Raw genomic sequence first — 23,484 nt, 5'->3', positions numbered from 1 at the left:
CCGAACACCATGTTAAGACTGTTATATTTTTTTGTGGTAGCGATTTGCATGCTTCCCACGTTGCCTGGTTTTTTGGGTGTGGTCATAGCGTCATTAAGCTTTATACCAGTTTTGGGTATGGAGACGTTTTCGCTGAATGGCTTTTCTCAAGTGTTGGCGTGGCACGGGGTAGGCAAGTCACTGTTACTGTCATTCACGACCTCCCTGTTCAGTACGATACTGACTTGTTTAGCGACCTTCTGCATCCTTCAACGCTTGTGGGGCAGAAGGGGATGGCGACGTGTTGAGTGGTGTTTATCCCCCTTGATGTCGATGCCTCATGTGGCGTATGCCATCGGTTTTGCCTTTCTATTTGCACCTACCGGCTTGGGGGTAAGAGCCTTTTTCCAGCTGTTTGGTATTGACCTGACGGGAGCTGGTGAGCAGGGCTTTGCCACCCTAGTTCAAGACCCTTACGGTTTGGGTCTAATTGTCATGCTGACTCTCAAGGAAGTGCCATTTTTGCTGCTAATGAGCATTCCGGTCTTAAAACAGCTTAATACGGAAAAGTCGGACAAGGTGTGCCAATCACTGGGTTATCAACACCATCAGTTTTGGTGGAAGTGCATGTTTAGCCAGTGGCTGGTCAAAATGCGCTTTCCAATCTTGGCCGTCTTGGCGTATGGGTTGTCGGTGGTTGATGTCGCACTGATATTGGGACCCACCAATCCGCCCACGTTTTCCGTTTTGGTTTGGCAGTGGTTCAATGATCCCGAACTGACCTTACTGCCTCGAGCGTCCGCAGGGGCCTGTGTGTTGTTTTTGCTGGCGGGCGTCATGATAGCCATGGTTCGCGCGATAGAATGGGTACTTACTAAAGGCTTACGTCAATGGCAAACCTCAGGGCGGTCAGGGCTGAAACTGCCCGGCGTTAGCCTGATTGTTACCATGGTGGCGATCAGTAGTCTGATCATTCCTGTTACTGTTATTTGGAGTGTTGCCCAGCGATGGCGCTTTCCTGATTTTTTACCGACACGATACAGCTTAAGATTTTGGCAGCATGAGTGGTCAGGTATTGTCTCGACCGTTGAGCAAAGCCTGACTTTGGCACTCATCTCTGCCAGTGTGGCACTGCTGTTTGCCATTATCGCTCACGAGTATCGAATTAAGTATCGCTGGCAAGTGCCGGGGTATCTGATCGCGGTGCCAATGCTGATCCCTCAGCTCTCAATCTTATTTGGTTTTCAGATGATGACCTTATTCGTCGGAGGCGACCATTATTGGTTGTGGGTCTGCTGGGCGCATATGTTTTTTGCCTTTCCATTTATCTACCTTGCGCTTGACGGTCCATGGCGGGCCTATAATCCGAGCTTTACTCGCGTAGCACTGAGTTTGGGTAAATCCCCCTTAAGGACATTCGTTGCCATTAAGGTGCCGCAATTGTTTTCGGCGATTGCGTTTGCATGGGCGGTTGGGATCAGTGTCAGCTTGGCCCAATATCTTCCAACCTTGATGCTGGGGGCGGGGCGCATCAGCACCCTGACCACCGAGGCGGTGGCTTTATCGAGTGGCTTTGATCGACGCGTCACGGCGATCTACGCGCTTTGGCAGGCTCTGTTGCCACTGCTGTTTTTTGTTTTCGCCATTACCCTGAGTCGAGCAACTCGGTGGCGAATTAAGTTTAAAATGTTCAAAGGTTCAATAATTAATGAGTCTGTGTCTAAAAAATCTCACCATTCTTAAAAAGGAAGGTGAGGCACTCTTTACCGGATTAGATTTGCAGGTCAAACCTGGTGAAGTCTTGTCTTTAATGGGCCCAAGTGGCTGTGGGAAATCGACGCTACTTGATGTCATCGCTGGCCACCTCTCGGATGAATTTGAGTATCAAGGCCAAGTACTGCTTGACGATGTGGTGTTGGATAAGCTCAGTGCTCATCAGCGCCGGGTCGGGATCTTATTTCAAGATGACCTGCTGTTCCCTCACCTAACTATCTGGGAGAACTTGGCATTTGCCATTCCTGATAACGTGAAAGGGGAAGAGCGTAAGCAGCAAGCCATGCAAGCTCTGGAAAATATTTCTCTACTCAAACTGGCAGACTCCTTTCCAGAGCAAGTCTCCGGTGGACAGCGAGCGCGTATCAGTTTGACCCGAATGCTACTGGCCAAACCTAAGGTGGTGCTGCTTGATGAGCCTTTCAGTAAACTGGACAAAATGTTGCGTGAGCAGTTCCGGGACTGGGTATTCGAACAACTTGCACAGGCAAATATTCCGACCGTGATGGTCACACATGATGAACAGGACGTTCCTGCAGGGAGTCGTATGTTGAACTGGCCTTGGGTAGAAAATTATGCTGGATAGCTTAAGTATCAAAGTCATACGCTGGCCTTTGGATCAGCTTGCCACGGTGCTGGATAAGATCGGGTTTAAAGCCAATCAAGTCACGATCAGCGGTTTTATTTTAGGCTGTGTCGCCCTGCCTTTGCTGGCCTTCGAGCTCTATCTGGCCGGGCTAGTTTTTATTATGGTGAATCGGGTTTTTGATGGTTTGGACGGGGCGTTAGCCAGAAGGCAGGGGATTTCGGATGCTGGCGGCTTCCTCGATATCAGCCTTGACTTCATTTTTTACTCTATGGTTCCGTTCGGTTTTGTTCTGGCCAACCCGGAAGCGAACGCCGTGGCAGGCGCTCTGTTGATCTTTTCTTTTATGGGCACAGGCTCAAGCTTTCTCGCTTTTGCCGTAATGGCAGGCAAGCGCGGGATCAGCAATCCAGTATACAAACAGAAGTCACTCTACTACATGGCGGGGTTGACGGAAGGAACGGAGACCATCGCTTGCTTTGTGTTGATGTGTTTACTGCCACAATATTTTGCGTATATCGCCTACGTGTTTGCAATGCTGTGCTTTTTCACCACATTCACTCGCATCTATTCGGGCTTTCACACGCTCACCGAGCCCTCTGAGCCGTCATGAAAGTAAAGGCTCTCGATGGAATGATAATGAGGGCCTTTACCTGACTCACGGTCAAAGCTGATCCAGTTCAGTGTCTTCCTGTAGCTCTAACAGGTTAATCGCGATGGCGACAAAGTCACTATCGGTAATGATGCCGATTAACTGATTGTTCTCGACCACAGGAAGGCAGCCAACTTTATGCTTTTGCATGTATTTGGCACTTTCCTTTAGCCCAGCCTGCGGCGTAACTGTCATCAACTTGGTGTGCATGATCTCTCTTAAAGGCGTCTCTGCGGTGTAAGAGAGTTGCGTAGAGCCATTGAGTAGGCTGGATTCTTGCGCGGCAAGGACGTCGCGTTGGGTGACAATACCGAGCAGGCTGCGGTCGGTATCCACGATGGGAATATGGCGGATATCTAGGGCGCTCATCATATCGCGCGCATCAGACAAAGAGTGCGAACGCAGCAGGGTATGCGGACTTCGCGTCATCATATCTTCAACCTTTATCATACCGGTCTCCTTGTTTTTCTTTAAATATAGTCAGTTTAAATGCCAAGAACTGAGAGCTAGTTCGTTTTTTACAGCGTCGAAGATGATTTGTATCAACTTGCGGCTAGCTAGGTAAATTGGCGCGATCTAGGCGTTGAATTAACCCTCTCGACATGCCCTGACAGTGCGGCATTTTAACTCGACTTAGCGCAAGCTAAGAGGGTGATATCCCCCATCGCTTGTTGTATACTGCGCTGCTGCGACAAACCCGCTTGACGATTAACCCAACGGTAGAAGATTTTCCCATGCAAGTATCTGACTTTCACTTTGAACTCCCAGATGAGCTGATTGCTCGCTATCCCAACCCACAGCGCACGGCCAGTCGTTTGCTACAGCTGAACGGGAACAGTGGTGAGTTGACCGATGGAAGCTTTATCGATGTACTCGAGCAGGTGCGCGAGGGCGACTTGATTGTGTTCAATAACACTCGAGTGATCCCGGCGCGTATGTTTGGTCGCAAGGCCTCTGGCGGTAAGCTTGAGGTGCTGGTGGAGCGCATGCTCGATGACAAGCGTATCCTTGCCCATGTGCGTTGCTCAAAATCACCAAAACCCGGCTCAACGATTCTGCTTGGCGAAGGCGATGAGTATCAAGCATTGATGGTTGCGCGTCACGACGCTCTGTTTGAGCTTGAGTTTCAATCCGATAAAACCGTGCTTGAGATTCTAGAGCAAGTCGGTCATATGCCGCTGCCGCCTTATATCGACCGTCCTGATGAAGACTCAGATAAAGAGCGCTATCAAACTGTTTACAACACCAAGCCAGGCGCAGTGGCTGCACCAACCGCGGGTCTGCACTTTGATGAGGTGCTACTGGACAAGATTAAAGCCAAAGGTGCTGAGCTTGCCTACGTGACGCTGCACGTTGGCGCTGGTACCTTTCAGCCGGTCAAGGTCGATAACGTGCTTGAGCACCATATGCATGCTGAGTATGTTGAAGTGACGCAAGAGGTGGTGGATGCAATCAAAGCCACTAAGGCGCGTGGTGGTCGCGTGATTGCGGTAGGTACCACCTCAGTGCGTTCACTTGAAAGCGCCGCCCAAGATGCACTAAAAAAAGGTACAGAGCTGGTGCCTTTCTTTGGCGATACCGAGATCTTTATCTACCCCGGCTATCAGTTCCAATTGATCGATTGCTTGATCACCAATTTCCACTTGCCAGAGTCGACGTTGATCATGCTGGTGAGTGCCTTTGCCGGTTACGAGAACACCATGCAGGCATATCAGCACGCGGTGGATAATCAGTACCGCTTCTTTAGTTATGGCGATTCTATGTTCATTGAGAAAAAGACCAAATAGAACTGTCATAATTAGCGCGTAATCTTGCGCACAGTTTACGAGTGCTAGCAGTAGGCTAGGGTAAGGGCTAGAGCCAGTTACTTCGCATGGAAAGCGACCGCTCCTTAGCAGGCTTTGGCCTAATTTAACCGTCAGACTGTTTCTCTGACAATTGGAGGATTCGTGAAGTTAAAGTACGAACTTAAGAAAACCAACGGTCATGCTCGCCGTGGTCAATTGACCTTTGAGCGTGGCACAGTGCAAACCCCAGCCTTTATGCCAGTCGGTACCTACGGTACGGTAAAAGGCATGACGCCAGAGGAAGTGAAAGAGACCGGTGCAGAGATCCTGCTAGGTAACACTTTCCACCTATGGCTGCGCCCTGGTCAAGAGATCATGAAGATGCACGGTGACCTGCACGACTTTATGAACTGGCAAGGACCTATCCTGACTGATTCAGGCGGCTTTCAGGTCTTCAGCCTAGGTGCGATGCGCAAGATCACCGAAGAGGGTGTGCACTTTCGTAACCCGGTAAACGGTGACAAGATTTTCATGGACGCTGAGAAGTCGATGGAGATCCAAAAAGACCTTGGCTCGGATATCGTGATGATCTTCGATGAGTGTACGCCATACCCAGCGACGCACGATGAAGCGAAAAAATCGATGGAGATGTCGTTGCGCTGGGCACAGCGCTCGCGCGACCACTTCGATAAACTAGACAACCCGAACAACCTATTTGGTATTGTTCAGGGCAGTATTTACGAAGACTTGCGTGATGTATCGGTAAAAGGCTTAACTGAGATTGGTTTTGACGGTTATGCGGTTGGTGGTCTTGCTGTCGGTGAGCCAAAAGAAGAGATGCACCGCGTGCTTGAGCATACGACTCCGCAGCTTCCAGAGGATAAGCCGCGCTACCTAATGGGTGTGGGCAAACCAGAAGACTTGGTTGAGGGTGTACGCCGCGGCATCGATATGTTTGACTGCGTAATGCCAACGCGTAATGCACGCAATGGTCACTTGTTTGTCACTGGCGGTGTGATCAAGATCCGTAATGCGAAGCACAAGACCGACACGACACCACTGGATCCAGAGTGTGATTGCTACACCTGTAAGAACTACTCAAAGTCTTACTTGCATCACCTAGACCGTTGTAACGAGATCTTGGGTGCGCGCCTGAATACCATCCACAACCTGCGCCACTATCAGCGCCTGATGGAGAGCATTCGTCGCGCGATTGAAGAAGATCGTTTCGACCAGTTTGTTGAAGAGTTTTACGCTCGTCGCAACCAAGAGGTGCCTTCTCTTGGTAAGCTAGAAGCGAAAAATTCATAAGATTTTGTGACGCCACCTTGTTTTTGACCACGCTGTGACTTGAAAATAAGGTGGCGTTACCCAATGTGATTGGATTATCTACAAAAAAATAACGAGGACAGTTTATGTTTATTTCTCAAGCTCACGCAGCAGCAGAAGGCGCACCAGCAGGCGGCGGTTTCGAAATGCTAATCATGCTAGGTATGTTTGCGGTTATCTTCTACTTCATGATCTACCGCCCACAGTCTAAGCGCGTGAAAGAGCACAAGAACCTTATGGCATCGATGGGCAAAGGCGACGAGGTACTAACCAGCGGTGGCCTAGTGGGTAAAATCACTAAAATCGCTGAAGACAACGATTACATCGCGCTTGAGCTAAACGCTAACAACGAAGTTGTGATCAAGAAAGATTTCGTGACTGCTGTGCTACCTAAAGGCACCATCAAGTCTCTATAAAACAGCATAAGGATCCTCGCTGTGCTAAACCGTTATCCATTATGGAAGTACTTGATGGTGGTCTTCACCATCGCTATTGCGGCCTTGTACGCACTTCCTAATATTTACGGTGAAGATCCGGCTATTCAAGTTACAGGGGCACGTGGTGCCTCTGTAGATATGTCAACGCTGGATGCTGTCACTCGTGCTCTTGAAGAAGAGCAACTCTCTCATAAATCCATTGCTTTAGAAAATGGATCCATTCTGGTTCGATTCAATGATACCGATACCCAGCTCAGCGCGCGTGATGTCGTCGCACAAGCAATGGGTAGCGATAATATTGTTGCGTTAAACCTTGCACCAGCGACGCCAAATTGGCTTGAAGCAATTGGCGCTGCACCGATGAAGCTGGGTCTTGACCTGCGCGGTGGTGTGCACTTCCTGATGGAAGTGGATATGGATGCAGCAATGGCTCGTCTTATCTCACAACAAGAAGAAGCGTTCCGCACAGAGCTGCGTGATGAGCGTATTCGCTACCGCGCGATTCGCCCACAAGGCAAAGATGCGGTTGAGGTCTTGCTGCGTGATGGCGAACAACTGGCTGATGCTAAGCGCGTTCTTGAGTCTAACCACCCAGACATGACCTTTATCGATTCCGATTCAAATGGTCGCTTTGCCTTGGTGGCAACGTTTAACGAGACGCGTCTGCAAGAGATCCGCAACTATGCGGTTGAGCAGAACATCACTATCTTGCGTAACCGTGTTAACGAACTGGGTGTTGCTGAGCCGCTAGTTCAGCGTCAAGGTGCCAGCCGTATCGTGGTTGAGCTGCCGGGTGTTCAAGACACGGCGCGTGCGAAGGAAATCCTTGGTGCAACGGCAACGCTAGAGTTTCGTGAAGTCGATAACCAGGCCGATTTAGCCGCCGCTGCTGCAGGGCGCGTACCTGCCGGTAGTGAGGTGAAGCAAGATCGCGATGGTCGTCCTGTTGTAGTCAAAAAACGCGTTATCCTTGGCGGCTCAAGCATCACCGATGCGAGCTCAAGCGTGGATGAGTACGGTCGTCCTCAAGTAAACATCTCGCTTGATAGTGAAGGTGGCAACAAGATGTCGGCGTTCTCGCGCCAGAACATCGGTAAGCTGATGGCAACGGTATTCGCTGAGTACAAAGACAGTGGTCGTAAGACACCAGAAGGCAAGGTCATCCTGACCAAGCACGAAGAGGTGATCAACCAAGCGACGATTCAATCTGCTCTTGGTCGTAGCTTCCGTATCACGGGCATCGACTCTGCCGCTGAAGCGCATAACCTAGCGCTATTGCTGCGCGCAGGTGCTCTGATTGCGCCAATCTCGATTGTAGAAGAGCGCACCATCGGTCCATCTATGGGTCAGCAGAACATCGACATGGGTGTTCAGGCGTGTATTTGGGGCATGGTCGCGGTAATGCTGTTTACCCTGTTCTACTACCGTAAGTTTGGTGTGATTGCCAACGCGGCGCTGGCGGTGAACCTAGTACTGATTATTGGCGTGATGTCGATGATCCCAGGGGCAACCATGACTCTGCCAGGTATCGCCGGTATCGTTCTGACAGTCGGTATGGCGGTCGATGCTAACGTGCTGATCTTTGAGCGTATCCGTGAAGAGCTGCGTGATGGACGCAATCCTCAGCAAGCGATTCACCAAGGTTATGCCAACGCGTTCAGTACCATTGCCGATGCCAACATCACCACGCTTATCACTGCGATTATCTTGTTCGCTGTGGGTACAGGCGCGATCAAAGGCTTCGCCGTGACACTGTCGATTGGTATCTTGACCTCAATGTTTACCGCAATTGTAGGCACACGTTGTGTGGTTAACCTACTGTATGGCGGCAAGCGTATCAGCAAACTGTCGATCTAAGGCTGGGAATTAGTATGTTTCAGATTCTAAAAGCAGATAAAACCATCGACTTTATGCGTTGGTCGAAGATGGCCTTCATCTTATCTCTGTTAATGATTGGTGCGGCGTTTGCTACGCTGTCCACCAAATGGCTTAACTGGGGCCTGGATTTCACTGGTGGTACTCTGATTGAGGTCGGCTTTGATCAGCCGGCTAACTTGGAAGAGATCCGTGAAGCGCTCGATGCACAAGGCTTTGGCGATGCAACCGTGCAGAACTTTGGCTCAACGCGCGATGTAATGGTGCGCCTGCGTCCTCGCGATGATATGTCAGGTGAGATGTTGGGTAACCAAATCTTGACTGCGATTGAGACCGGCACCGGTGAAGACGTTGAGATGCGTCGTATCGAGTTTGTTGGCCCGAATGTAGGTGATGAGCTGACTGAGGCCGGTGGCCTTGCGATCCTGGTGTCACTGATCTGTATCTTGATCTATGTGTCGATCCGCTTTGAGTGGCGTCTTGCTGCTGGTGCGGTATTAGCCCTAGCGCACGACGTGATCATTACCTTGGGCGTGTTCTCATTGCTTGAGGTTGAGGTTGACCTAACCATCGTTGCGGCACTTCTGACCGTGGTCGGTTACTCGCTCAACGATACCATCGTTGTGTTTGACCGTATCCGTGAGAACTTCCGCAAGATGCGTAAAGGTGAGCCCGCTGAGGTTATCAACAGCTCAATTACTCAAACCTTGAGCCGTACCTTGATCACCTCAGGTACCACCATGTTTGTGGTGATCTCGCTGTTCACACTGGGCGGCGCGATGATCCACGGCTTTGCTCTGGCATTGCTGCTGGGTATCACTGTGGGTACTTACTCATCTATCTACGTGGCATCGGCGCTATCGCTGAAACTGGGTATTCAAAAAGAACACCTTATGCCACCACAGATCGATAAGGAAGGCGAAGAGCTGGACGAACTGCCGTAAGCGGGTTGTCTTTCGATACATGATTGAAAAACCGCTGCCAAACGCAGTAATGCTGATCGTTTAAAGTGATTGAACGATCCTCAGTTGGCCTCATAATCGGTCTCAACAGTGTTGAGGCCGATTTTTTATGTCTGAATTTTCTAAAGAGTTACAAGTCACCGCAGAGTTCTGCCAAGAGCATCACCTTAATGCTTTTGCTAAACATATCCCTCTTGAGTGGGTCGAAGAAGCCGTCAAACAAACGGGTAGAGCGTCCGTCCGTAAGCGTTGAGTGGATAATCCCAACTTCAAATGGAAACATTTTGCCCCAGAGATCATCATGTGGGCCATCCGTTGGTATGGCTCAACGCCTTTGAGCTATGCGCATCTTAGCGCCATGCTTGAAGAGCTCGGCATTTCTGTTAACGCTCGACTATCTATCGCTGGTTTATTGAGTACTCGCCGAAACTACGCAGGGTCTTCCGACGCTATCAGTTTATCAACAAAGACTCCTCTTGGCAGTTAGACGAAACCTAAGTCAAGGTCAGACGATCGACTTTTTCCTATCTCCTAAGCGTAACAAATATGCGGCTTATCAATTCCTCAAGCGGTGTCTACAACGCTACAGCGAGGAGCAACAACCAAACACGCTGAATACGGACAAACATTCATCCTATGCAGGTGCCATTGATAGGCTAAAAAAGAAGGCAAGCTAAGAAAGGATATTGTTCATCGCCAGGTAAAGTATCTCAATAATGGTATCGAGTAAGATCACGCACCGATAAAGAAACTAATCGAGGCAGGAAACGGTTTTCGAAGGCGAGCTTGGGCTACGATTCAAGGCTATGAATCACTGAAGATGTTAAACAAAGGACAATTTTATCTATGGTTGCGTAAAGAAGACCCGAAGATTCGAGTACGGGAGAGATCTGCCTTCAGAGGGCCCTTACTAAAGGGCAAAAGACAAGATCTGACCCTGACATATCATACAGCTACCAATTTTGCACACTGCCATCTTCTCGGACAGTATGTGGTGCTTCCCAATCTGCTATCTTACAGTTTTGTAATAGTTCTTCATTGACTTCTACACCAAGGCCCGGCAACTCAGAGACTTCGTAACTATTGCCAACCAGTTTAGGTTGAACGGGGAATAGCTCTTCATTCTTATATCCGTAAACACCATCGTCAAGTGGCGATGCACTGCACTCAAGGTGCGAGAAGTTTGGAGTAGACGCCGCTAGGTGGATTGAAGCTGCTGTACACACTGGACCTAATGGATTGTGGAGCAATAAGTCAACATAATGTGCCTCGCTCCACCCAGCGATTTTCTTCGCTTCAGTAAAGCCACCTACATTACAGATATCCAATCGGTTGAACTGCTGAATACCCCGTTCGATGTAAGGTAAGAACTGCCACTTAGAAGAAAACTCTTCACCTATCGCGAATGGAACGTCAGTCATCGTTCTTAGTGACTCATAAGCCTCTGGTGTTTCGTCACGAATGATTTCTTCAACAAAATCCAGTGTTCCTGAAGGTAGCTTCTGGCAGAAGTTAGCAGCTTCGGCCACTGACAGACGTGAATGGTACTCCAAACCGATCATCACATCATGGCCAAGAACCTTACGAGCCTTGATAACTAGCTCAGCAGTCTTACCTATAGATTCACGTGGTTCCCATACCATAGTACCTTTCTGGATAGCATGGTCGATACCTTCGCCAACAAAGCGAATGCAATCCCAGCCTGCTTCTTTAAACTTAACAGCGAGCTCAAGCGCTTCTTCTTGAGAGTCTTTGTTTGGAACTGTGCCGAATACTTTAACTTTGTTACGTACCTTACCACCAAGCAGCTGATATACTGGAACATTAAGGTGTTTACCCTTAATATCATGTAGAGCGAGGTCAATTGCAGAAATTGCACCAGTGGTTACACGGCCACCTTCAAAGTAGTGAGAGCGATAGCATTCTTGCCAAATGTGCTCAGAATTCATTGGATCTTGGCCAATAAGGAACCGCTTGAGTTGCTTAACCATCTGAGCAACTGTGCGTTCACGGCTTGAGAAGCCTGACTCACCCCAACCATAAGTGCCGCTATCAGTCTCAACCTTAACGAGTAAGAAATCACGAATGCCGCATTGAACAATGTAAGGTTTGATATCAGTAATTTTCACGTTATATCCTCAACAAAGCCCGAACAAACCGGGTCTAGAAATTATTATTCATAGTTAGCTATACGTTTAACTTTTCCAACAATCATCGCTATATTTAAGCTCACCTAGTGTTTGTTGGAAATATAATATGCCTAATATTGGCTAACCAAGTTGAAGAATTGATCACACACTCTATTTATAGAACTATATTCCCACATCATGGAACAATCATTTATAACTTTAGTAATGTGATATAGATCGAAATAGTTAGCTCTGAAGGAAATTATGCATTAAGTTGTTTATTTGTCTTCAGTAAGTTATTTACTCACCCACAACATGGTCTAAGTAAATAATATTTAGTGGGGAACCAGAGTGATTCTAGGGAACAGTAACGGCTTTGTTACGTAATTCAGATTAGAACCAAAACCGCCTAAAGTTGAGCACAGACAGAAGCAGAGAGTTATCGTACAGAAGGGGAATCTTTTCTTACTATCGGCTACGGAGTGAATGAAGAGAATAGTAGTGGTGATTTACTGCAAACAGACCTCACTTATCAAGCTGCTGAGAACTGTGAGATCAGAGCAGGTAGTTCACAAACTTGTACGAGTGGCGTGTACAATGCCGCTAGCGGAATGCGCAATGCTGTCTGTGCAGGTGATTCAGGTGGGGTCCCTTTATTGGATAGCCAGTATGTGCAAATCGGTATGACTAGTTACGGCTGGGCCGGATGCCAAAATGAATACTCTGATGATACTGCTGTCTTTACCAAGGTTGCCGACTATCGAGATTGGGTTGATAGTGTCCTTTTAGGTACTGAGACACCAAACTATATTCTCTTTGCCAGCGATAATAGTAGTGAGACAATTGATCAAACAAGTAGTACTAGTACACCAACCTCCAGCGGTTCTTCTTCCAGCGGTGGTAGTATTTCTTGGCTGGTCTTTATTGCTCTAGGCTGGTTGGCTATCTTAAGGCGCCGAACCACTTACTGTTAAGTCGCATAAGCCTTCCTACTGAAGTTCTACTCAATCAATCAGTTTATTGTAACTTGGCCAACTGTTTATGACTTCTCAGCACTCCCCAAATGAGGGTTACATTAATCCTTGAGAGATCTGTTTGGCGCAATCACGAACCACATGAGCTAAGTCATCCATTCGACTGCGCGGCATATACGTTTTTTTACTTGCGACAGAAATGGCGGCAATAATATTGCCATGTTTATTCCTGATAGGTGATGCTACGCAGTGAAGTCGCTCTGCGTTATCCTCCAGATCAAAGCTGTAGTCAAAACGTGAATAGTTATCCATTCTGCTCAAGGTATCTTGCAAATCAAGATTTGTTTCCAAACGGTTTAGTCTTTGCCACTCTGTTTTGGGCAGATCGAGCATTAATGCTTTACCAATACCAGTACTTACCATCGCCCGCCGCTCTCCAATACTTGAGGCAACCTCTATCGGTCGTTGGCCAGAAATTTTATCGAGATAGAAAACGTCATCCTCATCACGAATACCTAAATGAACGGTATCATGAGTCACCTTAGACAACTGTTGAAGGTAAGGCCGAGCCAGCTCTTTGAGTGGCATATATTGCTGTGCATGGTTACCAAGCTGAATAAGTCTGGTGCCCAGTACATAGCCAATCCCCTTAACCTCTCGAATATATCTAGCCTCAGTTAGGCCATGTAAAATACGGTGCATGGTGGATTTAGGCATACCAAGGTACTGGCTTAAACCAGTCAGACTGCGCTTGCCATCAGCAATTGCATCAACTACCTCTAAAGCCTTAACCAAAGATTGATTACCTTTTCTACTATCCATCGAAAGCTCTCTTAACTTAAGTGAATACTGGCGCAGACTATACATCGGCCAACCAAAGATTACTAGTTTGGTTGACCATCATTTGTAGATTGTGAGCTGCGTGTCACAAACTAAGTGCAGCTGACTCAATCAATATATTTTAAGAAGGGGTTTTAATATAATTTGGATGACCTAGTGCTGAAATTATACCCCTTCCAATTGATTATTTATTTCAATTCCTGCAGCCTGGCAGAGGTTAGCTAAATGTTTAAATAGAGATTCACGTTCTTCTATAGTCAAATCGAGTAACGGCTTACGCATATGACCACCAGATTGACCGACAAAATAACTTGCTGCTTTAAAGTAAGCTAAATTAGCACCAGATAAAAGTATTTCACTAAGTTCAGTTGCCACTTTTTGCCATTTTTCAGCAAGTATCAAATCACCTTTCTTATATGCATTATAAACATTAACTAGTGGCTCTGGAATAGAGCAAGCACAACCAGAAACAATACCATCACAGCCAGCGGTCAATAGTCCCAGTGCCATTTTGTCATACCCATGAACGACAGAAAAATCAGCAGAGATATTAATATAATCTAATGTTGTATCCATATCTGCAAGGCTAAATTTAATACCTACCACATTAGGGCAGCAGCTGATTACTCGTTTAATGACTTCTACTGAAATAATATTTGCTGAGTACTGTGGAATACTATAGAGATAAATTGGAAAGTCATTCGGTAGTGACTGAGCTACATCGGTAAAGTAGGTCACCATCTCCTCTTCAGTGGTCGCAAAGAAGTAAGGAGTGAGCAATCCAATCCCGTCAGCACCGATTTCGTAGGCATGCTGAGCCAGTGAGATGGTTTCTTCTGTCGTTGTAGCACCAACCTGCATAAAGACTGGTAAACGCTTATTTACTGTATCAATCACTGTCTCGGCAACCACCTTTCTTTCATCCAGTGACAGCCTAAGCATCTCACTCGTCGTGCCACCTGGAAACAAGCAGTCAACACCTTTATTGACCAGCATATCTGTCGTTTGAGCCAGAGCACTGATATCTACCTTGTTTTCGCTATTAAAAGGGGTTGTCATAGCAACGATAATCCCAGACATTTTTTTCATATATGTACCAACTTATTGTATATGTTAAATTTCTACTCGAGCTCATAGGGTTAAAGCACTACTTATCCAGACTGAGTGACAAAGTCATTGCTATGCTGGATTTAACTATAAAATACACCTTTACGTGTTATCTTCTACGAATATCAAGCAATGTTCCATAATGTGGAACAATGGTTTCTCATAGTGATAATGATAGGAAGATCACAACCTAATATAGGCCAGAAAAATATACTCCATAACAGCGAATACATAATGTCATGAAACAAGCAGCAGGTATTAATCTCTAAATTAAAATTAAAGCTAATACCCTACGTATTTGCTAATCCTTAATTTAATAAAGTATTCTCCATATTCAAAGGAGCTAGATAATGGGAACAAATCAGACACAAACTTTAACTAAAGATATAGTGACAAAAACTAGAAAGCGCTTTTTTATCGTCTTTCTACTATTTGTCACTGTAGTCATCAATTATCTCGATCGAGCTAATTTATCAATTGCAGCACCCGGTATGATGCAGGATCTCTCGCTAACGACAGAACAAATTGGTCTAGTCTTTTCTGCTTGGGGCCTATCCTATGCTATGTTCCAGATCCCAGCAGGCTGGCTGGTTGACCGATTCAAACCTAAGTACTTTTTAACGGTTATTCTTGTCGCTTGGTCAATCGCAACGGTTGCCATCGGCTTTGTCTCCAACTTCCTGCTGATTATCGCCCTGCGATTTATTGTTGGTATGTTTGAAGCGCCAAGCTATCCCATCAACAATCGTATCGTAACAGCTTGGATTCCTGAGAACGAACGTGCTTCTTCTATTGCCGTATACACATCAGCCCAATTTGTTGGCCTAGCTTTTCTTGCTCCAGTGCTAAGCTGGGTACTCACCACCTATGGCTGGCAAATGGTCTTTATCTCAACTGGTCTGGTTGGCATTCTATGGGCAGTTTACTGGTACGCTACCTACAATGATCCAAAAGAGTGTCCGGGGATCTCTCAGTCTGAGCTCGATTATCTAGTAGAAAATGGTGCTATGATTGATTTGGCTGAAAAGAGCGACAGCCAACAAGAGCAAGCGGACGGTGATTCTGTCGCATTTTGGAAAGATCTTCGTTATATCTGTACTCGCCGTCAGATCATTGGTCTTTGTATTGGGCAATTTGCAATTGGTAGTGCGACGATTTTCTTCCTTACTTGGTTCCCAACCTATCTAGTTGAATACCATGGTATGTCCTTCATCAAAGCAGGCTTTATGGCTTCACTACCGTTCTTGTGTGGTTTTGTCGGTGTACTCTGCTCTGGATTTACTTCAGACTTCCTACTCAGAAAAGGCTTTAGCCTAGCGATTTCTCGTAAAGTGCCAATCATTACTGGATTGCTGCTCACCAGCTCAATCATAGGCGCAGAGTTTTTCCATGAGCCTATGTATGTCGTTATCTTTATGTCGATTGCCTTTTTTGCAACTGGCTTGGCTTCCATTGCATGGTCACTGGTTTCATCACTGGCACCCAAGCGCTTGATTGGTTTAACTGGCGGGGTATTTAACTTTGTCGGTGGTATGACTGCTGTTATCACTCCAACGGTTATCGGTTTTCTAGCTAGCGGCAGCAGCTTTTTCTACCCATTAGCCTTTATCTGTGGACTCAGTATCGCAGGTGCTCTCGCTTATATTTTCATTATTGGTAAAGTCGAACGTATTGCAGATAGAGTCTAGTCAAATAACAGTATAACACACATTAACCCCTCTCATTATGAGATAATGCTGATCGTTTAAAGCGATTGAATGATCCTTAGTTGGCCTCATAATCGGTCTCAACAGTGTTGAGGCCGATTTTTTATGTGTGAATTTTCTAAAGAGTTACAAGCCACCGTAGAGTTCTGCCAAACCATCACCTTAATGCCTTTGCTAAACATATCCCTCTTGAGTAGGTCGAAGAAGCCGTCAAGCAAACGGGTAGAGCGTCCGTTCGTAAGCGAAGGTTCCCAGCTGATCAAGCCGTCTGGCTAGTGCTTGGCATCGGCCTACTTAGAAACCGTTCTATTCAGGGTGTCTGTGACAAGCTAGAACTTGCCTTCCCTGATGCAAAGGGAGAACTACCGCCTTTAGCAACCAGTAGTATTATCAAAGGAAGAGAAAAACTTGGTTTGTAGCCTATCTGTTGTAGGCTAAAGGAAGGTTTTAGCCCCAAGGAGCTCCCTTGCAATATACCGCTAGTGGCGATACCACCTTGCGCATTGCCACGCTGAACTTGCTCAATTACTTAGCGCCGCCGAACGCCTATTACCAGTTTGACAATATCTATGACCAGCAGCAGTGGCAGGCAAAACAGCGTTGGCTAGATGGGCATATCCGTCTGTTGAACGCCGATATTATTGGCTTTCAAGAGGTGTTTAGCCCCAGTGAGCTTAAGGCTCAGTGTGCCAGGTTAGGTTACCCCTATTTTGCTTGCTTGTCTCAGCCAATCATCGAGTCGGATTACGTCTACTCGCACCCCCCGGTGGCGCTTGCCTCCCGTCTGCCGATTGTTGAGCGTCGATGCGTTGGTGCTGGCCGCATTAGCGCAACGCCGCCGGGCTTTGGTTTTAGTCGTGTCCCTTTGCACTGCACGATAGTAACCCCCAAGCTTGGCCTACTCGATGTTATCGTGGTTCATCTCAAATCTAAGCGAGCGATGCTGGAGGTCAATCAAGACCAACCTACGCTATTGGTTGAGCAAGCGAGGGAGATGGGGCGCTGGATGTCAACCATGCAACGTGGCAGTGAAGCGCAAGTACTCACTCACTATGTACAAAATATGCAAAGTCAATTTGCGCGAGCCTGTGTCGTGATGGGGGATTTCAATCAGGACTTGGCACAACCCGAGCTCGCCTGCTTAACCAGGAGTGGACTCCTTGCCGATAGCTATCTTTTGCAGCGCACGCTCGATGGGACACGCCCGGCAACTCATTACTATGGTGAAACAGGCAATATCATCGACTATATCTTAGTTTCACAAGCGTGTGTTCCTGATAGCGCGCTGCGTCAGGCTCAAGTTGAGATGGTGAGCGTTTATGACCAGCATCTAGTATCGCCGGATTTTAGCCACGACCAGTTTGCCTCCGATCACGCCTCAGTATGCATGACATTGTCGATTGATTAAGCTCACTTGTTTAGGTATAAGGTAAAGAAAAATAAGGAAATTTAGTTGTATTATGGAAATTGTTATTCGCCCAAGCCTAACCTCAGATGCCGCGGCTCTGTGTGATATCTACTCTCAGCCGCAGGCTCAGCGGCAAACCCTGCAGTTGCCGCATCCATCCCCGGTGATGTGGCAGCAGCGCCTTGAGTCGATGCCCGCGGGAATGTACTCCTTCGTGGCTGAAATTGATGGTCGAGTAGTCGGCAACATCGGCTTTGAGCACTCGCAAAACCCACGCACAGCCCACTGCGCGACCTTTGGTATTGGTGTTCATGACCAGTTTCATCGCCTTGGCGTGGCCAGTAAGTTAATCGAGACGGTACTCGATTTAGCGGATAACTGGCTGCAGATCAAGCGTGTGCAGATTGAAGTCAACAGTGATAACCAAGCCGCCATCGCCTGCTATCAAAAGTTTGGCTTTGAAATCGAAGGCGAGGCGCAGTGCTCATGTTTTCGTGATGGTGAATATGTAAGTACTTATTATATGGCGAGAATTAAGCGTCAATTATCGTCTTGATACGCTTCTAACTGCTGCAAGGCTTGCCGAGTAAGCGACTCGGTATAAGGGTTTATCTTCCAATGATCAGGGCTCCAGCCTTTAATAAAGCGCTGAAAGTCGGCCCACGCGATAGCAAATAGTGGTCGCCAGGCTTGCTCGACCTCGCTCGGTGAGAGTTGTGGTTGATAGTAAGCTAAGGCATCACCTAAGCATGCGAAATAACAGTCGAGAAGCGGCTGCTCCTGCTCAGCGCAATGCTCTGGTGCGACGGCACTGCTGATAAATAGCGCAACATCTTTCATTGCGCACCCTCGACCCACATACTGAAAGTCGATCGCGGCGGCTTTTTTGCCGTCAGGCGTAAAGCAAAAGTTTGCCAGCTTGGCATCCCCGTGTACTAGGGTTTGATACTTGGCATCTGTAAGCCGTTGGTCTAGCTGACTTGCTGATCGTTTTAGTCGCTGATCACTTAGCGTAGCGAGCTCGTCTAGGCGAGTTTGCAGGTGCCAATAGGTGCCTGATGGCCAAAGCCCCTCACCCGAGTGTCCAATATGCTTCGCATGGAAGTTTGCTAACCACTTGAGACACGTCATAAGATGCTGTTGATTTGCCTGACTCACAACCTCAGTAAAACCAAGCGTACTGAGATCCTGCATAACGATTAACCACTCGCCTTCAGTACTGTAGGTTCGCAATGACTTTGGCGTTAGGCAACGACGGTCGGCAGTTTGACCGTAATGCTGGTACCAAAAAGCCTCAACATGGTAAGACGCCACTTTGCGTTGGTGCGAAAGCGAGTGATTCCAGCCCCGAGGATGGTTGAGCTTATCAGGCAGTTTAACGTGCTTAATTATGACACTCTTGATCTGGTTTCCTGTGGTGTGCAGACGTACTAGTTCACCGTAACCACTCCAGAGGCTTTGTATCACTTCAGTTTGGTTAACTGATTGAATATCAAAGGGAGTTAGATAGGGTAGGTAGTCTCGAGTCATTCGGCATTCTCTATGCAATTCAGCTGTCATTTTAGTTTGGTAAAGCGGCAATAAAAGAATACCACCTGCCTTATCGTATTTTGTGTCAGTTTTGGGTTAATTGTAAGTAAAACTACTCATATGTAGTGCAAGGGTGTGGCTATGTGTGTGTTTGTCATATTCGATTACAAACTTTCTGGTTAATAATATAGCATGCGATTTCTTTGGTGAACTTAAGTGCTTAATATATATAGTGATTAATTAATGGAAGTAACCAAAGGAAAAAAAAGTGAACAAAAAACTAATCGCGTTGTTGGTAGGTACAAGCCTAGGGCTAGCGGGCTGTAATAGCTCTTCAGACAAGAAAGATGATGTCGAGCCAAGTGAGCCGATTAATGCGGTATTTAATGATATTGGTGTGCCAGTGTACGGCGTTAATTACCAGTGTGACTCAGGTGATAAAGGCACGACCAACACACAAGGTCAGTTTAAAGTTGAAGAAGGCGCAATCTGTCAATTTGACTTAAACGACTTTAAAATTGGCCACAACCTGCTGCCAATCACTGCTGTAAATACTGAGGTTTCTGGTCTTACCCTTGGTTATGAGGCACCTCAACGCAAGCTAAAGAGCTCTGATAATCCACTGCGCTTTGCAGCCAACCTTTCGGCGCTTTTGCAAACGATCAGCAGTGTATCTGAAGAGACGGATAACCTTGATGTGTCAGGCGTTCAAGGTGAAACAATCAATGAAGAGATCCTATTTGTTGAAGATGACGATGCTTTTGAAGAGCTAGTGCGTGAGGTAGAAATCATTATCGATGACGAAACTATCGTTATTGGTGACGAGATTGATGAAGGCCGTATCGACGTTACTCCACCATCAGAAGCTGAAGATGACATTAAAGATGAGATTGAAGGCACGTACCACAGTGATAATGTAGCGCGCGTTCTAGCGCACCTTCAGGCTATTCTTACCGGTGATACGACAGTGACCGATATCCAACACGAACTGGATGCTATTCGCAGTGACCTAGAGACCGCTGATAACTCAAATGGTCATCACCAAGCAGCGCTGCGTGCTCTGCTTGAGATTGCTGAAGTGGTTAATGAAGATGAGGTTGCGCAGCGTATTGTGGTAACTGGCTCGGACTACACTGAGATGCTAGCCCAGTTGCTGGACCAGAGTGCAGCCGTTGATATGGTAACTAAGCCTCAAGGCACCACTGAAGATGTTGCCCACCTACTGCACGAAGCGGCGCTACGTCTAATCAACGCCAGCGAAAAGCTAGCTCTTGCGCTGCCAAGCCCTGCGTTTGACATTAATTACGATGGTGCATCACTGTCTTACTCAGAGTCGCTAGAAATCCGCACAGCGGCATTGGCAGCGGCGAATGTACTTAGCACGCTGGCAAGCTATGACGTTGCATCAGATGAATACTACCTACCGTTGGAAGCGCAACTGAACAATGTTGAGGTTGTAATTCGTGACCAAGATGGTAATTGGAAAGAAGTAACACAGGACTTTAATGTTGAGTACTACAGGGTAGATAGTCATCAGTTAGAGTACTTTAACGATGATCAATTGTTTACTCATCGTCGTGACGCTAAGTACCTAACGGTTGCAAAACAAGCGCTAACTCAAGCGGTTAAAACTGCGCTACTGCTTGAGCTTGCAGAGGAAGACCAAGCATTACTTGCGGACGTTGCAGCACACCTAGAGGATGAAAACAGTGTCTTTAAACTAGAAGAAGATGGCGAGACGGTATACCTAGATCTACACGCTTTCTATAACGCGAGCACATCAATTGATCGCAATGATTTTATTATTGAGGCAAGTTATGAGTGTGATACGTACGACCTAACAGGCGGTGCGTCATACAACGAAGTATTCTCTATGATTAAAGGCGATACAATTTGTAAACATGATGATGCGTTGAACAATGACCACACAGATTGGTATAAGCTGATGTCAGTTGGGTACGATGCAGACCTTGAACAAGAAGTCTTCATCAAAGCCGTGTACGCAGACCTGATGCGAGATATTAAAGAGGCTGCTAACTCTAACCTAACCAACGTTCTTTGGTGTGGTTATGACGACAATGATAACCGCCTGAGCTGTCTAGACGACTAATCCATGCGATTTGTCCTAGCTATCCTCTGGATGGTGCTAAGCCCCTCGATGCATGCCTTCGAGGGGCATTTTACCATGAGCGGTGTGACTATCACCAAGTTCCGTGACAACGGTCATGGGGTTGGTGAGGTATATTATCGCCTCAAAGTCGATGAGAGATATAACCGCATCAGCGCAGACAACTATCGTGACAGCCTGCGCAAGTCGACTGCTGAGAATGTGGTTAGCTATGGACGTGGGAGTATCGATGTCGGTGACTTTCATATTGAATTTGACTCGGCATTTCACTTCAAAGCCAATCTTCACCTGCGCCGGGCTAAGGTTCAGCACCTCGGTAGCAGCTACTTTTCTCCAGAACTTGTCTTCTCACCTCATCAGCAGACCCTCACTGCAGAGCGACTGCAACATAGCGAAATGCAGTCCAATGGACGGGTTCTCAACCGCATCCGTACTCACGTCGAGTTTAAAATAGATTTATAGCGTTCAAGATTAATTTTTTACCCTATCGCGTAGTGTTCAGTTGGTATCACTGACCATAACTTTGCTCACCACCGAGTTCAGGGTATCTGAGATAAGACTGTATAATCATTGCCACTAATTACGCAGCAAAGCAGTGGATGTCGCAGTTATCTTCACCGCACTTACCAGCGTAAACGACTATGATAAGGGGACATCACCAAACCGTTATAGGCCAAGGAGGGGGCGATGGGTAAGTGTGCTAGTGGATGGTTATTGGCTTTTTCTGCGTCTATTTCTTTGTCGTTTATTTCATTGTATAGCTACGCCTCGCCTTGGGAGTTGGCTATCTCACCAACCGGTGACCCTGCCCAGTCTATCGGTACTTATGCAAACGGCTGTGTCATCGGCGCTCAGGCTTTGCCGGTGGATGGTGAAGGGTATCAGGTGCTGCGAAGTCAAATGCGGCGTAATTTCGCTCACCCAGAAGCGGTGGGCTTTGTCGAGTCTCTGGCCAAACAGGTTTATGCACAGACTCAGTTAAGTCTGCTTGTAGGGGATATGTCCTTACCTCGCGGTGGGCGGTTCTCTAGTGGCCACACCAGCCACCAAACCGGTCTCGATATTGATATTTGGTTGCAAATGAATGCCAAGCCTTGGCAGCAAGAGCAGCTTGCCTCGCCCCAGCCAGTCAGTTTGGTTGATCTCGATTACTACACGATTCAATCAGAACATTGGCAGCCTTCGCACCTGACTTTGTTTCGCATCGCTGCAAACAGCAAGCAAGTTGCACGTATCTTCGTTCATCCAGTGATAAAAAAGCAGTTGTGCCTAGAAGCTGGAGAGGATCAGGACTGGCTGCGTAAGGTGCGTCCGTGGTGGGGACATCATTATCACATGCATGTGCGCCTACATTGCCCGGAGGGGAGTCATAATTGTCGTGCCCAGCGACCACCGCCGCAGGGCAGTGGCTGTGGGGCTGAACTTGACAGTTGGTTTCCTCAGTCACTGCCGGTAGTTCGCCCCAAGTCAACCGCAAAAAAAAGTCCTAAGCGTGATTACAAAAAGATTATGCCGCCCCAGTGTCAGGCATTGATTGCGGGTAACTGAGTAAAAAAATATTTCAAGGTGTTCAAATTAGAGACAATTTTGCCATGGAGAAATTTTCGATCATTTCCTAATGTTAAAATGAAACTAAAAAATCAGCACCTTATTGTTTAACTCTGTTACCCCATACGGCGAGCCCATGGGTCAGTATCTAGACCCTGTGACTTGACCGCTATAAATAATTAACAATGGCCAGGTAGAGAATTGGTTATCCATTGAGGTGAATTAGGTGAGGAGTTGATAGGCAGGAAAGGCTTACTTCCTATCGATTCATTAACTTGAGGACAATCCCATGACTATGGTTTGTGCAAAAGAATTTGCTGGGTGGTTAAAGGCGCGTTACGGAAACGAGACCAAGGCCATCACAATGTCGAGAAAGGATGTCAGCCATCTGACGGGGCGGACCCGCTTTACCATGGGGTTTGTGCATGATGTTCACTTTGAGATGATGCAGCACGGATTTGCTTTCGTGACGGATATGTCTCGCGAAGACTTCTTCCTGCTGCCAGTCAGCCAAGCAGTAAATTGGCGTGAGCAGTTGGAGCATCAGTATGAAAAAGAGCTCTACTGCAACATCTTTCCGATCGCAAAGAGCGTCTCTGGTACATAAGCCGCTCATATCAATCTGTAAACTATGTCACCAGCCGACCTATCGATAACGATTAGCAGAAAATAACGCAGGGCAGGTACAAAAAAGGCTCATCCGTGATGAGCCTTTTTCTATTTGAGCACACGCA

21 protein-coding genes and 3 pseudogenes are annotated in these 23,484 nt (G+C 47.1%); 19 read left to right on the top strand and 5 right to left on the bottom strand.

The window, feature by feature from the left end:
- Positions 1 to 9 precede the first annotated feature (9 nt).
- From ACZ5R2_RS15110 to ACZ5R2_RS15100, 3 genes are read left to right on the top strand one after another with little or no spacing between them, the layout of a single operon-like run.
- Positions 10 to 1,722, top strand: coding sequence for an ABC transporter permease (locus ACZ5R2_RS15110; RefSeq protein ID WP_464900147.1), 1,713 nt, complete (start codon positions 10 to 12; stop codon positions 1,720 to 1,722).
- On the top strand, positions 1,688 to 2,338 hold the full coding sequence (locus tag ACZ5R2_RS15105) for an ATP-binding cassette domain-containing protein (protein ID WP_464900146.1): 651 nt from the start codon (positions 1,688 to 1,690) through the stop codon (positions 2,336 to 2,338). The genes ACZ5R2_RS15110 and ACZ5R2_RS15105 overlap by 35 nt, the downstream gene beginning before the upstream one ends.
- A complete protein-coding gene (locus tag ACZ5R2_RS15100) occupies positions 2,328 to 2,951 on the top strand; it encodes a CDP-alcohol phosphatidyltransferase family protein (RefSeq protein WP_464900145.1) in 624 nt (207 codons plus the stop codon). Before ACZ5R2_RS15105 ends, ACZ5R2_RS15100 begins: the two co-directional genes overlap by 11 nt.
- Positions 2,952 to 3,002: 51 nt before the next feature.
- On the opposite strand, the gene ACZ5R2_RS15095 is transcribed toward ACZ5R2_RS15100, so the two are convergent.
- Positions 3,003 to 3,440, bottom strand: coding sequence for a CBS domain-containing protein (locus ACZ5R2_RS15095; RefSeq protein WP_464900144.1), 438 nt, complete (start codon positions 3,438 to 3,440; stop codon positions 3,003 to 3,005).
- A 284-nt stretch (positions 3,441 to 3,724) separates the two neighbouring features.
- Here ACZ5R2_RS15095 and queA point away from each other — a divergent pair, with 284 nt between their 5' ends.
- The 7 genes and pseudogenes from queA to ACZ5R2_RS15060 form a co-directional block, all read left to right on the top strand.
- A complete protein-coding gene (gene queA / locus ACZ5R2_RS15090; protein ID WP_464900143.1) occupies positions 3,725 to 4,777 on the top strand; it encodes a tRNA preQ1(34) S-adenosylmethionine ribosyltransferase-isomerase QueA in 1,053 nt (350 codons plus the stop codon).
- 162 nt (positions 4,778 to 4,939) lie between these two features.
- Positions 4,940 to 6,088 carry a tRNA guanosine(34) transglycosylase Tgt gene (gene tgt / locus ACZ5R2_RS15085; RefSeq protein WP_464900142.1) on the top strand — a complete coding sequence of 383 codons (1,149 nt, stop codon included), beginning with the start codon at positions 4,940 to 4,942 and terminating at the stop codon, positions 6,086 to 6,088.
- Between the two features lie 104 nt (positions 6,089 to 6,192).
- On the top strand, positions 6,193 to 6,522 hold the full coding sequence (yajC, locus tag ACZ5R2_RS15080) for a preprotein translocase subunit YajC (RefSeq protein ID WP_438460240.1): 330 nt from the start codon (positions 6,193 to 6,195) through the stop codon (positions 6,520 to 6,522).
- A gap of 21 nt (positions 6,523 to 6,543) precedes the next feature.
- Positions 6,544 to 8,400, top strand: coding sequence for a protein translocase subunit SecD (secD, locus tag ACZ5R2_RS15075; protein WP_438460241.1), 1,857 nt, complete (start codon positions 6,544 to 6,546; stop codon positions 8,398 to 8,400).
- A gap of 14 nt (positions 8,401 to 8,414) precedes the next feature.
- Positions 8,415 to 9,362 (top strand): protein translocase subunit SecF, encoded by a 948-nt coding sequence (gene secF / locus ACZ5R2_RS15070; RefSeq protein WP_464900141.1) that lies wholly within the window; start codon positions 8,415 to 8,417, stop codon positions 9,360 to 9,362.
- Between the two features lie 127 nt (positions 9,363 to 9,489).
- Positions 9,490 to 9,633: a hypothetical protein gene (locus tag ACZ5R2_RS15065; protein ID WP_464900140.1), complete on the top strand. Its 144-nt coding sequence runs from the start codon at positions 9,490 to 9,492 to the stop codon at positions 9,631 to 9,633.
- Positions 9,634 to 10,278: pseudogene (locus ACZ5R2_RS15060) on the top strand (IS6 family transposase); the annotation flags it as partial.
- 55 nt (positions 10,279 to 10,333) lie between these two features.
- Here the strand turns inward: ACZ5R2_RS15060 and ACZ5R2_RS15055 are convergent.
- Positions 10,334 to 11,509, bottom strand: a complete 1,176-nt coding sequence (locus ACZ5R2_RS15055; protein ID WP_464900139.1) for a mandelate racemase/muconate lactonizing enzyme family protein — start codon at positions 11,507 to 11,509, stop codon at positions 10,334 to 10,336.
- 443 nt (positions 11,510 to 11,952) lie between these two features.
- Between ACZ5R2_RS15055 and ACZ5R2_RS15050 the strand changes: the two are divergent.
- Positions 11,953 to 12,483, top strand: a pseudogene (locus ACZ5R2_RS15050) (trypsin-like serine protease); the annotation flags it as partial.
- Positions 12,484 to 12,579: 96 nt separating this feature from the next.
- On the opposite strand, the gene ACZ5R2_RS15045 reads toward ACZ5R2_RS15050, so the two are convergent.
- Together ACZ5R2_RS15045 and ACZ5R2_RS15040 are read right to left on the bottom strand one after the other, a co-directional pair.
- Positions 12,580 to 13,305, bottom strand: a complete 726-nt coding sequence (locus tag ACZ5R2_RS15045) for an IclR family transcriptional regulator (RefSeq protein ID WP_464900138.1) — start codon at positions 13,303 to 13,305, stop codon at positions 12,580 to 12,582.
- Between the two features lie 183 nt (positions 13,306 to 13,488).
- Positions 13,489 to 14,412: a dihydrodipicolinate synthase family protein gene (locus ACZ5R2_RS15040; RefSeq protein ID WP_464900137.1), complete on the bottom strand. Its 924-nt coding sequence runs from the start codon at positions 14,410 to 14,412 to the stop codon at positions 13,489 to 13,491.
- A 368-nt stretch (positions 14,413 to 14,780) separates the two neighbouring features.
- Between ACZ5R2_RS15040 and ACZ5R2_RS15035 the strand changes: the two genes are divergently transcribed.
- From ACZ5R2_RS15035 to ACZ5R2_RS15020, 4 genes and pseudogenes are all read left to right on the top strand, one after another.
- Entirely contained in the window at positions 14,781 to 16,118 is a 1,338-nt protein-coding gene (locus ACZ5R2_RS15035) for an MFS transporter (RefSeq protein ID WP_464900136.1), read from the top strand.
- Between the two features lie 123 nt (positions 16,119 to 16,241).
- Positions 16,242 to 16,549: pseudogene (locus ACZ5R2_RS15030) on the top strand (transposase domain-containing protein); the annotation flags it as partial.
- Between the two features lie 53 nt (positions 16,550 to 16,602).
- Entirely contained in the window at positions 16,603 to 17,544 is a 942-nt protein-coding gene (locus tag ACZ5R2_RS15025; protein WP_464900135.1) for an endonuclease/exonuclease/phosphatase family protein, read from the top strand.
- Positions 17,545 to 17,596: 52 nt separating this feature from the next.
- The gene (locus ACZ5R2_RS15020; RefSeq protein WP_464900134.1) at positions 17,597 to 18,100 is read left to right on the top strand and encodes a GNAT family N-acetyltransferase; all 504 of its coding nucleotides are present in this window, start codon (positions 17,597 to 17,599) and stop codon (positions 18,098 to 18,100) included.
- Here the strand turns inward: ACZ5R2_RS15020 and ACZ5R2_RS15015 are convergent.
- Positions 18,085 to 19,074: a phosphotransferase gene (locus ACZ5R2_RS15015; RefSeq protein ID WP_464900133.1), complete on the bottom strand. Its 990-nt coding sequence runs from the start codon at positions 19,072 to 19,074 to the stop codon at positions 18,085 to 18,087. The two genes, ACZ5R2_RS15020 and ACZ5R2_RS15015, sit on opposite strands and share 16 nt — an antisense overlap.
- 268 nt (positions 19,075 to 19,342) lie before the next feature.
- Between ACZ5R2_RS15015 and ACZ5R2_RS15010 the strand changes: the two genes are divergently transcribed.
- The 4 genes from ACZ5R2_RS15010 (at position 19,343) to ACZ5R2_RS14995 (ending at position 23,357) form a co-directional block, all read left to right on the top strand.
- Entirely contained in the window at positions 19,343 to 21,184 is a 1,842-nt protein-coding gene (locus tag ACZ5R2_RS15010; RefSeq protein WP_464900132.1) for a hypothetical protein, read from the top strand.
- Positions 21,185 to 21,187: 3 nt separating this feature from the next.
- Complete coding sequence (locus ACZ5R2_RS15005; RefSeq protein WP_464900131.1) at positions 21,188 to 21,664, top strand: hypothetical protein; 477 nt, start codon at positions 21,188 to 21,190, stop codon at positions 21,662 to 21,664.
- Between the two features lie 225 nt (positions 21,665 to 21,889).
- Positions 21,890 to 22,750, top strand: coding sequence for a penicillin-insensitive murein endopeptidase (mepA, locus tag ACZ5R2_RS15000; protein WP_464900130.1), 861 nt, complete (start codon positions 21,890 to 21,892; stop codon positions 22,748 to 22,750).
- A gap of 289 nt (positions 22,751 to 23,039) precedes the next feature.
- Positions 23,040 to 23,357, top strand: a complete 318-nt coding sequence (locus ACZ5R2_RS14995; protein ID WP_464900129.1) for a hypothetical protein — start codon at positions 23,040 to 23,042, stop codon at positions 23,355 to 23,357.
- The last annotated feature ends 127 nt before the right edge of the window (positions 23,358 to 23,484 follow it).

This window comes from Vibrio sabulosilitoris, from assembly GCF_055391395.1.
The sequence above is the reverse complement of the archived record's forward strand: the minus strand, read 5'-3'. Positions and strand labels throughout refer to the sequence as shown.